9 protein-coding genes, 1 tRNA gene and 2 pseudogenes are annotated in these 12,909 nt (G+C 34.2%); 6 read left to right on the top strand and 6 right to left on the bottom strand.

The window, feature by feature from the left end:
* Positions 1-265 precede the first annotated feature (265 nt).
* Positions 266-394: a hypothetical protein gene (locus tag ACFINX_RS06865; RefSeq protein ID WP_375668541.1), complete on the top strand. Its 129-nt coding sequence runs from the start codon at positions 266-268 to the stop codon at positions 392-394.
* 906 nt (positions 395-1,300) lie between these two features.
* On the opposite strand, the gene ACFINX_RS06860 is transcribed toward ACFINX_RS06865, so the two are convergent.
* The gene (locus ACFINX_RS06860; RefSeq protein WP_375668540.1) at positions 1,301-2,134 is read right to left on the bottom strand and encodes a peptidoglycan-binding domain-containing protein; all 834 of its coding nucleotides are present in this window, start codon (positions 2,132-2,134) and stop codon (positions 1,301-1,303) included.
* A 1,050-nt stretch (positions 2,135-3,184) separates the two neighbouring features.
* Between ACFINX_RS06860 and ACFINX_RS06855 the strand changes: the two are divergent.
* Positions 3,185-3,560, top strand: a pseudogene (locus tag ACFINX_RS06855) (DUF5330 domain-containing protein).
* A gap of 108 nt (positions 3,561-3,668) precedes the next feature.
* Entirely contained in the window at positions 3,669-4,079 is a 411-nt protein-coding gene (locus ACFINX_RS06850; RefSeq protein ID WP_375611146.1) for a SufE family protein, read from the top strand.
* Positions 4,080-4,177: 98 nt separating this feature from the next.
* On the opposite strand, the gene ACFINX_RS06845 is transcribed toward ACFINX_RS06850, so the two are convergent.
* Entirely contained in the window at positions 4,178-4,615 is a 438-nt protein-coding gene (locus ACFINX_RS06845; protein ID WP_012754848.1) for a MucR family transcriptional regulator, read from the bottom strand.
* Positions 4,616-5,470: 855 nt separating this feature from the next.
* Between ACFINX_RS06845 and ACFINX_RS06840 the strand changes: the two genes are divergently transcribed.
* Complete coding sequence (locus tag ACFINX_RS06840; RefSeq protein WP_375638056.1) at positions 5,471-7,564, top strand: S9 family peptidase; 2,094 nt, start codon at positions 5,471-5,473, stop codon at positions 7,562-7,564.
* Between the two features lie 82 nt (positions 7,565-7,646).
* Here the strand turns inward: ACFINX_RS06840 and ACFINX_RS06835 are convergent, their stop codons facing one another.
* Complete coding sequence (locus ACFINX_RS06835; protein ID WP_375668539.1) at positions 7,647-8,249, bottom strand: superoxide dismutase; 603 nt, start codon at positions 8,247-8,249, stop codon at positions 7,647-7,649.
* A gap of 872 nt (positions 8,250-9,121) precedes the next feature.
* On the opposite strand from ACFINX_RS06835, the gene ACFINX_RS06830 reads away from it, so the two are divergent.
* Positions 9,122-9,196, top strand: a tRNA-Gln gene (locus ACFINX_RS06830).
* An 82-nt stretch (positions 9,197-9,278) separates the two neighbouring features.
* Here ACFINX_RS06830 and ACFINX_RS06825 read toward each other — a convergent pair.
* The 3 genes and pseudogenes from ACFINX_RS06825 to ACFINX_RS06815 form a co-directional block, all read right to left on the bottom strand.
* Positions 9,279-10,319: pseudogene (locus ACFINX_RS06825) on the bottom strand (tyrosine-type recombinase/integrase).
* A gap of 2 nt (positions 10,320-10,321) precedes the next feature.
* On the bottom strand, positions 10,322-10,570 hold the full coding sequence (locus tag ACFINX_RS06820; protein WP_015857131.1) for a hypothetical protein: 249 nt from the start codon (positions 10,568-10,570) through the stop codon (positions 10,322-10,324).
* A gap of 142 nt (positions 10,571-10,712) precedes the next feature.
* Complete coding sequence (locus ACFINX_RS06815) at positions 10,713-11,399, bottom strand: phage antirepressor KilAC domain-containing protein (RefSeq protein ID WP_375668548.1); 687 nt, start codon at positions 11,397-11,399, stop codon at positions 10,713-10,715.
* A 194-nt stretch (positions 11,400-11,593) separates the two neighbouring features.
* On the opposite strand from ACFINX_RS06815, the gene ACFINX_RS06810 reads away from it, so the two are divergent.
* Positions 11,594-12,730: a tyrosine-type recombinase/integrase gene (locus tag ACFINX_RS06810; RefSeq protein WP_375668538.1), complete on the top strand. Its 1,137-nt coding sequence runs from the start codon at positions 11,594-11,596 to the stop codon at positions 12,728-12,730.
* Positions 12,731-12,909: the final 179 nt, after the last annotated feature.

Below are 12,909 nucleotides of genomic sequence, written 5' to 3'. Positions count from 1 at the left end.
CCCATCTTTACATTTATAAAGGAATATCAAAGTTACACAATATATTGATTTATAAAGATAATTTTTTATTTCTCATATTGAATGAAAGCTGTAAATATCATAAGATCTTCTTATTTCGACTTCTTTTATAATGAATCAATCAAAACCATGTTTTTTGTATGTTACAGGCGGGATGAGCGTCTGTAGATAAAAAAATAAAGCAAGGATATGCCTCTTATGAAACGTCTCAAGTGTCAAGAGCTGTCACAAATTGAAGGTAGGTACAGTGTGTAATGGTGCCGGCTTGCTTCTTCACAAGCGTAAAGATGATGCGCGGCGCGTGCAGTGGGACTACTATTATTATTCATGGGCGTTGTTGCGAAGTGGTTTTGGGTGCTTTAGAGATGTTTTTTAAGAAAGCCCGTGAATGGCAATCCAAGTATATTCCGTTTGGGACATTTTGTTTTAGGTGAGGGGGAGTGAGACCAAAAAGACATGTGATAAAGTAAGAGCATGAGGCAATAGGTAATTTCCGTTATTTTAAAGATATTGCTTTAGATGTCTTTGAAAGGCGTAAAGCTGAATTAAAAGGAAATGGCAAAGATGAAAAATGGTGTTTACCTTAAAATTTCATATTCTTCCCAAATTAGGCTGTTTTCCTGTTTTAAGAGATTATACAAACAGAGATGCGCAATATTCTTGCCTCCATTTGGCATATAAAAGCTATAATAGCTGAGAGAAGTACTAAACTGTCTTAACATTTTTTTCAAACATACTGCTGCGGTAAGTTTGGATGTTGATTTATAGACAATACTAAACGCACACGCTCTCTTAAGAAGACAATGTCATAAAACACATAACTTTCCAGCAATAGATTAGAGAGAAGTGCCGGTTTTTTATCAGACACTTTGCAAAACAACAACCATAACACAATTAGCTTTACGTCTATTTATCCTTAAAGGTGTTTGCACAAATTCTTTGCATCATATTTATAAAGATCAAATTGACGATAATATATGGACAATTCGTGGTTCGATAATATGAAAGGTTTACGTGATACTACAAAAATTTCGTGTCCTTTTATCATCAGAGGCAATAAAAATGCTAGAACAAGCGCGTTTGCTATTTTGCAATATTCTTTTTTCTGCAATCGGTTGTGGTTTTTTTGAAGAAAATTATACGGCTCAATATGTAATGTGTAAGAAAACCATTCTGATTGATTGAAAATAAGAGGGCTTGAGATGAAGGAATGTTTGAGGGGAGCATTAAACAAACGAAAGATGAATTATCATTATAAATTAAGAGATTATTATGATTAGCTTCAATTTAATAAACCAATTTCACGCATTTTCATTAAAATTGTGTGATTAATTTTACCTGTTACAGGAAGATCAAATGTTTTTTGAAACTGTTTTAAGGCTTCTATCGTCTTTTGATCTTCTATTCCTGTGACAATAACCTCCTCATTCCCAAAAATATGTAAAGCTTTTTGCACTTGTATAATATCTTCAACAGAAGGCTCTAAAATAGCTTCTTTTAAGTGTGTCATATTTTTTGTATTGTTTGTTTCTATTTCGCTTTGCTTAATTAATATCGCGATTTCATCTGCTGCGGGATTAGATAGAACATTCTTTTGCATTCTCTGAGCAGTTTGCTGTTTCCATAAAGTGATGGCTCGGCGTGTTTTAGGTCCTTCCAGTCCATCTAATGGTCCATCATAAAGTCCTAATTTTGCTAGTTCTTTTTGCTTTTCCAGCATGCTTGCTGATTGAGAGGGTAAAGGTGAATTTGTGTGCTTATGACTTTGAGAATGTACAGAAGTTACACGGGAGAGTTCTTGTGATTTTTCTTCTTTTTCCGATAAAGTAGAGCTCTTACCTATACTTTGAACAGAGGAAAATTTCATTTGAGTTAAAATATTTTGATGCGTTGTCATTTGCGAAAATAAAGCATTAAATGAAATAAATAAAAAACTAATGCTAAAAAGAAAAGATCCAACAAAAAATAAAGTATTTTTTCGTGTATAGAAATAAAGAGTTTTTGCACTCCAAAAAATAAAATGAAAAATTATAAGAAGAAGTGTTATAACAATACTACTATAGTATTTACGGTGTTTTACAGTTTTTTTTCGGTAGGTCTTTCGTTTTGTTGCCATTACTTTTATTTTCAGTTGCGTTTATTTTTTACAAAGAAACAAATATAAATTAGGAAACGAATATGAATCAGTTTTTACTTCCAGCCAGAGAGAAGTGCATTGACATTATTGATTTTTCCTTTCAAGCTCCTAAAATGAGCGGCTTCATTATATCAATTTATAAGTTGATAAATCAACAAGAGTTCTTATCAACGTTTATTCATTTTATTTTATACAAATCTTTAATGTGTATAAAGAGAGCACCAAATGATTAGCATTCAAGATCATTTTGGTATTTGCAAACTGCATTATCACATATAATTATCTAAACAATAATGCCACGTTATTCTTCATTTTGGGGCATATGTTTGCCTATTATTTAAAATAAAATTGAAAATATTTGCCTATAACGCTAAAAAGATGACAATCATTATCTATTCTTTATAATTTACATATAGATGGTTACTTATCCATAAACGGTTTGGTAATAATAATTATCTCTTAATATTATTATATTTTGGTATAAATTCCTTCTATTAAATAATTTTCATAAGTATTAATTAAATTGATGTTTACAATGTTATAGAAAAAACTGGCTTGAGATGTAATCATAAGAGATGCAGTTATTTTTTGATGTTTTTATTGACAGGTTGACTATTTTCATAACATTCCAGTAAAAATTTTATAGATAATATAAATATTTTATCGACACTAGAGTCAGAATAACAGAGTTTACTCTTTTTAGCTTTTTCAACTAAGCTAAGATGGTGGACTATTATTTAAAATAATTATGTACACAACACGATTATCTCTCTCATTTTTTATCATAGTATGTTCATTAACATGACCAGCTTGTAAGTGTATAATTTTGATGTTAATTTTTTACTGAATAGACAATGTATCCCATTTTATACAGCGGAATTGTGCCATATTTATAAAAAAGCCAATGATATAGATCCAATACATGAATACTCAATTTTATAAAAAGCACATTTTATAAATTGTTTATAAAGCAACAGTGTATAAAATGCTTCTTTTATTGTATTTACCACTGCGGTACATTGATTGTCCATGATACGTTTTTTAATCAAATTATCATTTTTTTTATTTTTTATTTTTGTCATTATTTCATTTTTTGTAGCAGATCCAAGCAGTAACCATTCTTCTAGCCCCCAAAATAATGAGACAACAACGAGCGATGTGATTGTTGCTTTTAAGGAAGCCTTAAATGACTTAGGCGCATTTTGTGACCGTAATATAAAAACCTGCAAAGTAGGAAAATCCTTTTTAAGTTCACTTGGTGAGCGCGCATATTACGGTGCAAGAGCTGCTTATGAATATTTAGGGAACATATTAGGAAACAAAAATGATATCAGAGACTTCCCCTAATGTTTCTTACAAAATCGAAATACAAGAGTTCTTACAAAACCATGCAATGTTATCTTGAAATAAGGATTTTTAACGTTCTTCGTGTTATTTATGTTAGGAAGAATAAATATTTATTTTTTATAAGTGTATTCAAGAATGATTATTCAAACGAAACAGGACTAAAATAATGGCGGAAACAATCGGTAATATTATAGAGAACTTTTCGCTTTTGGATAATTGGGAAGATCGTTATCGTTATGTCATCGAGCTTGGCTATGAATTGCCACCTTTTCCAGAAAGCGCTCGAAACGATGCTCACAAAGTTCCTGGTTGTGTTAGCCAAGTGTGGCTTCTATCTTCACGTAATAACTCAAAAGATCCAATATTGACGTTTCAAGGTGATTCCGATGCTCATATTGTGCGTGGACTCATTTACATACTTCTTGCTTTTTATTCAGGCAAAAAAGCTTCTGAAATTCGCAATTCTGATGCTCAAGAGCTCTTTGAAAAACTTGGTTTAAATGAAAATCTTACACCACAACGATCAAATGGTTTGAAATCAATGATTAAACGGATTCGTAACGAAAGCTATATGTAATCCCCTTGGTAGAAATTGCTATATATACAAAAGCTTCACACAAAACATGTATACTAAAATCAACTTTATACACGAAACCATTTTTTCGCAAAATAAGATTATTTAGTTTTTTTCCGTTTGCTTTTGCGTCCAAGCCCCATTTCTTTGGCCAAAGCCGATCGTGTTTTTGCATAATTAGGCGCCACCATAGGGTAAGAACTATCTAACTGCCATTTTTCACGATATTCCTCTGGCAACATTCCATAATGTGTCATGAGATGACGCTTTAGAGATTTAAACTTCTTTCCATCTTCAAGGCAAATGAGATAATCAGGAAATACTGAACGCTTCGGATTAACGGCAGGCCTTTGTTTTTCAACTTCGACTTCTGTTAACTCTAGATTCCCTGCTTTACGAAAAGCAGCATGGACATCAGCAATTAAACTTGGCACTTCAGTCGGTCGAATAGAATTATTACTCACGTAGGCAGCAACAATATCAGCAACCAATGTAATAACTAAATTGCTTTCAGTCTCTAAGACTGCACGATGTTCCATTCTTGTTTCCTTTAATTTAAAATTGAGTAATTCAAAATCGAGATATAGTGCATATACTCATGATATAAAGATCTCATGCACATGAGTTTCATATTGTACAAAAATCTTTTTTGTCAATTCAATTATTCTATAAAATTGCCAAAACACAAAAAAATCAAATAAATACCTATTTTTTGTCATAATATACAATAAGAAAAACGAAATTATTACATGCTAAAATATATTTTTACCCTATAACATATCATACATAATATATAATACATCACAAATATAAAAAAATATATGATAAAATTTATTTATTTTTTTTGAGAACGTAAAAATAAAATTACTAATTATAAAAATATAATATATAAATTATTATATTTTGTTTTGAATACTTATAGTTTAGTAAGTTTATGTTTAATAAGTTTTAAATTTGTTTTTATTATTTATATTTATAAAATTTAATAATAAAAAACATGATATATTATAAATATGACATAATAGTATTATTTATAATATAAAACTATTCATTAAAAGGAGATAGGACATTTTTATTTTTTATACAGTAATAATAATATTTTAGATATATTTATTCCTTTCTGTAAAATTATGCGATTATACTGTTTCAAAAAAAATCAATTCTTTTTCTAATAGTTTAATTGTTTTACCAGTCACTTTCATTATAAAAGTGGTGTTATATCCCTAGAAAACAATAGCTGTGATATGTAATGAACAGAAAGGTATTAGTTTTAAAAATTATCATGGTGCTATTTTTGCAAGTGAATAGAACTTATAGGTTTTTACACTTGCATCAATCATTGTGATTCTAACATATAAACGAAGCTATTAACATATTTTAATATAGGATTGTGTATGACTCGCACTTTTGCAATTCCTCCCAAAGCATCTAGAATCACTCATAAGGAAATATATCATGGTATTTTTCGTGATGATCCCTATCATTGGCTACGTGCGTCTAACTGGCAAGATGTTTTTAAAGATCCTAACTGTCTTGATCCCAATATTCGACATTATCTTGAAAAAGAAAATGCTTATCAATCAGCTCAAATGGCTGATACAAAACCATTACGAGATTTGCTTTTTACCGAAATGAAAAACAGGATCCAAGAGAATGATAGTTCTGTTCCTATAAAACATGGCCCTTTTGCTTACGGATTCTCTTATGTTACCGGAGGCCAACAACCACATTATTTTCGGACACCAAGGAATGGCGGAGAAAAAAACGTGTACCTTAATGGTGATGTCTTGGCAGAAGGCAAAGAATATTTTAAATTTGGTTCAGTTCAAGAATCTCCTGACCATACACATGTGGTATGGACCTATGATGACAAAGGATCAGAGTTCTATACAGCTAAAATTCGTAATTTTGAGACATTATCTGACTGTACGGACATAATTACTGATACATCTGGTCAAATTGTATGGGATGCTAGGTCTGAAGGTTTTTTCTATACTAAGATGGATAAAAACCACCGACCTTCAGAGCTCTATTATCACCAATTAAACACAGATCAATCACAAGATAAGCTTATTTTTCGTGAAGACAATCCAGGTTTTTTCTTAGATGTAAGCGGTTCTAAGCTTAATGATGTTATTTATATTAATATTCATGATCATGAAACATCCGAGATCTGGTTAATTCCTGCTGAGGCGCCTTTTACTGTTCCCCAATGTGTACGGAAACGACAAAAAGGTATTGAATATTTACTTACAGAGGGTGGTGATGTCTTTTATATTCTAACCAATTTAGATAATGCAAAAGATTTCAAAATTATGGTAGCGCCATATACATCTCCACAATCAGAAAATTGGTCTGAGTTTATCCCACATCAGCTTGGGTGCCTAATATTATCCCATGATGCTTATCAAGATTTTCTTGTCTGGATCGAACGTTTTGAGGGGCTTCCACGTATAAAAGTAATGGAACGTACCACTAAACAAGTTAATTCCATCGCTTTTACTGAAGAGGCTTATTCTTTAGGTCTGCAAGGAGTTGCAGAATATAACAGTCCAACTATTCGTTTTTCCTATTCGTCTATGACAACACCTGATCAAGTGTTTGATTATGAGATGAAAAATTGTAAACGAATGCTTTTAAAAACGCAAATAATTCCCTCTGGGCATAATAAAGATGCATATGTAACACGACGTATTACAGCAATAGCAGACGATGGTGAGAAGATTCCTATTTCACTTTTTTACCACAAAAACACTCCCCTTGATGGTGGTGCGCCTTGTCTGCTTTACGGTTATGGTGCTTATGGGATTTCTATTCCTGCCAGTTTCAATAGTAATGTACTTTCTCTAGTGAACAGAGGTTTTATTTATGCCATTGCTCATATTCGCGGAGGAAAAGAAAAGGGAGTAGAATGGTATGAGAAAGGAAAGCATCTCTTTAAGCACAATACATTTACAGATTTTATTGCTTGTGGGCGTTATCTTGTAAACAATAAATTTACTTCTCACGACCGGCTGATTGCTCATGGTGGTTCAGCAGGGGGGATGTTGATGGGAGCCATTGCCAATATAGCTCCACAGGATTTTGCTGGGATCGTAGCAAATGTGCCTTTTGTTGATGTCTTAGCGACAATGTTAGATGCTTCATTGCCACTCACTCCTCCAGAATGGGCCGAATGGGGGAATCCTCTTGAATCAGAAGAAGATTATAAGCTTATTGCTTCCTATTCCCCTTACGATAATGTCAAAGCTCAAAACTATCCCCCTATACTTGTGATGGCAGGATTAACAGATCCTCGTGTAACTTACTGGGAGCCTGCAAAATGGGTGGCAAAATTACGAGACCTAAAAACAGACGATAATGCAATTTTATTACGTATTAATATGGATTCAGGGCACGCTGGTGCAGCTGGACGTTTTTCAAAGCTAGAAGAAGTTGCCTATATCTATGCATATATTCTAAAGATAGCAGGAAAAGACTTTTGCTAATCCATAATATCTCTGTATGAAAGTCTCCGATAATTTATTGGATTATAGAGACTTTCATACACTAAAAAATTATTGAGACAGTTTAAAATTCACATTCTTCATAAAGTTTCAAAACATAGTCCCAATTAATTAAATGGTCTACAAAGGATTCGAGGTACTTCGGTCGAGCATTGCGATAATCAATGTAATAGGAATGTTCCCACACATCGACACCCAAAATAGGGTGAGCATTGTGCACTAAGGGATTTTCACCATTAGGTGTTTTCATAATTTCAAGCTTGCCATCTTTAACAGCAACCCACGCCCATCCAGCACCAAATTGGGCACCAGCAGCAGCAATAAAATCAGCGCGGAATTTATCGTAACCACCTAGATCAGCGTCAATAGCTTTTGCTAACTTTTCAGGAAGTTTTTGACCACCACCATCTTTTTTCATCCAAAGCCAAAAATGGTTATGATTGTAATACTGTGCTGCATTATTAAACAAACCAATATTTTTTCCAAAACTTTTTTTAACAATATCTTCAAGGCTTTCATTTTCTAAGCCTAACTCTTTCACAAAATTATTGGTGTTGGTAAGATAAGCAAGGTGATGCTTATCATGATGATATTCAAGCGTTTCGCGTGACATATAAGGCGAAAGGGCATCGTAATCATAAGGCAACGGGGGCAATTCAAAAGCCATTTAAAAATCTCCTCGATTCTAATTGTTAAGCTTATTTCATAAGCCTAATTTGCCATTTACCGCATTTAAAAGCAAATGTTGAATACCTAGTTTGTATGAAATAGTTTTAATGTCTCTCTTTTTGTAAAAGAAGCTTTTAGGAAATGTATATTCATCAATCAAAAAGGATATTGGTCTACATAAAGATTGCTTCTGAAGATTTTTTACATCTATGAGTGGGTAATAAATATCATTATCTTTTGAATAAAAAGTAAATGGAAATAGCTATTATTCCTTGTTTTTGTATCTCTATTTTTTCAAATACCATATAAAATGTTTTTAATTTTTGCAAAACTCTTCCAGTTTATGGGTGTATCATAATGTTTTCAACAGAATAATAAGTGTTATTTTTTAGGAAATATTTTTCAATGTGCTTGATTTTATTTTATGGTGCTACCCATGAATAATATAATGTAAAAATTAGTGGACATTACCATCTTTATGCTTAATGCAAGAGCACAGCAGCACTATCATACACTTACCGGTTGCCAATGTGGAGACAGTTTTTTTTAATTGAGCAAGATGGGATTTTAATATATCAAGAAAAGTAAATCATATGCAAATTTATTAGATACATGAGTAAACTGCAAGATTTTCATTTTCTGTTCCTAGAAAATCAATACAAAGAGTAAAATAATTGATGGATAAATGGTTCCTACTTATATTAAAATCACAACTGTATATCAGTTTCTGCTACGAATTTGTATCGATGGCAATGCCATACAAGACTCAGAAATTTTATGATAAAAAAGTAAGGTCTTTGATTTTCAAATATTGCGTTCAATCACAGGAATCGCTATAAGGTGCAAGAGTTGCTATAAAGCGTGTTTTTTTGGGGTATAGCCAAGCGGTAAGGCACCGGTTTTTGGTACCGGCATTCCCTGGTTCGAATCCAGGTACCCCAGCCAATATTTAATTAAATCAATAGGTTATATAAAAGTTCGGGAATTTTGATTCCGTTGATTCTTTTAACTTATTTTCCACCTATCCCTAACTTTTTTGAAGTTTTTTGATTGCTTCTATTGCAAGTCGTTTTCTATTGGCTGTTTTGGTATAAAGGGATGCCATTTTATCTTCTGTCCAGCCAAAAAGCGCTTTCATTTGCGAAACTGTCGCACCAGCATTTGCTGCACGTGTTGCTGCTAATTTTCGCAATCCATGCGCTGATTTTTTAATACCTGCTGCATTACAAGCTTTACGAAACAGATTACCAAAACTTTCTTTGGTCAGTTTTTTACCTTCTTTACCGCAGATAAATGTTTCATCTCCAATAGGTCAAATTTTAAGTGTTTCTGCGAGTTCTGGCAAAATCGGGAGAAAAACATCTGTTTTAAATTGGCTCTTTTCTGTTTTTAAATGAATAATATTATCTGTTGTGATATCTTTTCAGCCGATACGAACGGCATCACCACGACGTAAACCTGTATACAAAAGGACGTCAATCCATACATGTTCATGCGTTCCTAGCATCCAGCGATGATAATATTTGTCAATATCTTCTTCTAACCATGGTATGAACCCTTCTGCGTTAAAGGATTTTGGCGGCTTTATATTAAAAGCAGGATTTCTATTTAAAAGGGCATTATCAACCGCCCAATTAAAGAGACCGTTTAAAGAGGTCAAAAAATGTTTTGCCGCCGCGGGGGTCTCTCGCCTTCTATCTACGGCTTCAAGAATGTGTTGTTTGTTTATGCTTTTATATGCACGATCACCGATATGTTTAGAAACATTATTCAGAATTCGATATTTAACTTTTTTAGTAGATTCTGATTGATTATGCCATTGCATGCTTTGTAAATACTGATGCAACAACCAATCGAAAGACCCTTCTGTGAGTCTGGTACGCCTCTTTGTTTTGGAGGAGCCATTTTGAGCTTGTTTAATAGCCAGCGTATAATTATCAACAAACTCTTGCGTTCCATAGGTTCCTTCAATCCGAAACCGTGGTCCATGACCAATACGTACATACCATATAACTTTACCATGGCGTGTACGTTCACGAACAAGATGCGGCGGACGGCGTTTTGGCATGGCTAAAACTTTATACCGTCGACAGAGGGGCAACTTTTGCTGGTCTCGTAGTCTTCTTGCTCGTTTTCAAGTGGTGGAAAATCGTCAATGCTATAAGTATTATCTGTCGTTGTTGGTGTTATGGTTTTATTGATATGAATTAATAATTCCCCTGTAGGTTTGATTTCTATGAGTTCACATCCTTGTTTTTTAGCTTCTCTTAAAGCACGAGCAATAGCTGGTTGCGTGATAGTAGGTGGGCGGTGTGGCATGTTTATTCCCCTTCATTGAGATGTAATTCCCCCGTGGCGTGAATCACGCTGGTGTTTAAAAGTTGGTTTTTCGGTGTTAGAAACGGCTTATAGAGATACTATAAGATTAGTCGTTCGTATTTCTTTTCCATAATTGTTGCTCTTAATGCATGCTTTGTCTTTTAAGCTCTTGAGACAGCACACCAATTCCTTTTGCTGTGACTTTTGCGCAAGGAATGACCTTTTCTATTCCATTTGCGGTTTGAAGTGTGATAGTTGGACAATCCATAAGTTGCTTTTGGATTCTGTCTTGATAAGGAAGCAAATTTCCACCTGCTGCTCGTCTGTAAACCCAACCTTTTTTCTGTAAGAAGAGAATGAACTGTTTTGGTTGCATCTCGAGTATTTTAGCGGCTTCTGTAAGACTGAAGAGTCCATTATGACGCTGTAAGCTTTCAAGAGCCATTGCCTTTGGTTTAAGGGTACTCACTTCACTTTTTAAAGTCTCTAATTGTGTGACGCTTTCTAAAAGCAGTTTTTTCACAAAGAGAGGGTCTTCTAACGCGTTTGCAAGGTCTAAAGGTTTCTTTGCACGCCGTTCACATTCAATAAAATATTGACGGGCTTGTTTACCTTTTTCATTACGCTCTACCATGGAAAGTTCTTTTGCCATTTCCAAAGTGAGATGGTAATTAATTGCGATAACAGCTCTAGATTTTGCGCTCGCCAAATTTGGTGACCGCAAATCTTGTGTTTTTATAAAATCTTGTCCTTCTATAAAATTGTATCTGGTAATACGGTCCTTAATCCAATTGGAAAAGTCACGTTTTGCCTCTAAGAATGCATGCAGATCACGTGCATTTACTGTTCAACACATTGATTTATAATGATAATTCACTGTTTTGCATATTGAATGAGAGGACTGAATATAGTAAGATTTTCTTATTCTAAACCCTCTCAGATTGAATCAATTCATATCACTTGCTTGCACGTCAAAAGCGGGGCTGGTGTGTGGGTAAAATTTATACAAGAAAGGACTAAAAAATGGCTCTTATGAACCGTCTTAACGCAAGATCTGTCGCAACATTGGGAGCTGGCAAATATAATGATGGTGCCGGCTTGTTACTTCATAAGCGTAAAGATGGAGGTGCTCAATGGATTTATCGCTATACCATTCATGGTCGGCGCCGTGAAATGGGCTTGGGTGCGTTGCAAAATGTTTCTTTAAAAAAAGCCCGTGAATTAGCAAATCAATGGCGTTCTGTTTTGCACGAAGGTCGTGACCCTATTAAAGAACGCGATAAACAAAAGCGTGAGGCAATAAGCAATCTTCATTACTTAAAAGATATTGCTTTAGATACTTTTGAAAGTCGGAAATCTGAGTTAAAAGGGGATGGTAAAGATGGGAATTGGTTTGCACCTTTACGCCTACATATTCTCCCTAAATTAGGCTGTCTGCCTGTTTCTGAGATTACACAAACAGAGATACGCAATGTTCTTGCCCCTATTTGGCATTCAAAAGCTGGAACAGCTAATAGAGCTCTTACCCGTCTTAATCTTTGTCTCAAACATGCGGCTGCATTAGGGTTAGATGTTGATTTACAAGCAACAGAAAAAGCACGCGCGCTCTTAGGTAAACAACGTCATAAAACACAAAATTTACCAGCTATGGATTGGAGAGAGGTCCCTACCTTTTATAAAACACTTTGCGAAGCATCAACCTTAACACAACTAGCTTTGCGTTTGCTTATTCTGACAGGGGTTCGTACCAATCCTTTGTGTCATATTCATAAAGATCAAGTTGATGGAGATATCTGGACTATCCCTGCTGAAAATATGAAAGGTTTGCGTGATGCTACAACAGAATTTCGTGTGCCCTTATCATCAGAGGCATTAGAAATCTTAAAACAAGCGCGCTTGTTCTCTCGCAATGATTTCTTTTTTTCTATTAGAAATCGTAGTCCTCTCGGTGAGAATAACATGTCACAATATATGCAACAGACTGGACTTGAAGCCTGCCCGCATGGTTTTCGTTCTAGTTTACGCGATTGGCTTGCTGAAACAATTCTAAGTCATACAGTCGGAGGGCAAGTAGAACGTGCCTATCGTCGCACTGACTATCTAGAACAGCGCCGTGTCTATATGGATAAATGGGCGGCATATGTCACGGGTCAATCTTAAGATATGGGGTGAATAACCCCATGATCTGTGGATAACTTTAGCTCTCTTCTCTCTCATTCTCTCTCAATAAGACTCATAACGTATCACATCAGAAATTGTATAATAAAATATTGTTTTCTATGAATAAAACATCTTTCTAAATGAACCAAAATGTGGTTAATAAATAGTTATGATTTGTT

It is taken from the genome of Bartonella sp. AP36NXGY (assembly GCF_042195865.1).
Classification (GTDB): domain Bacteria; phylum Pseudomonadota; class Alphaproteobacteria; order Rhizobiales; family Rhizobiaceae; genus Bartonella.
This window is presented reverse-complemented; position numbering and strand designations above follow the sequence as displayed.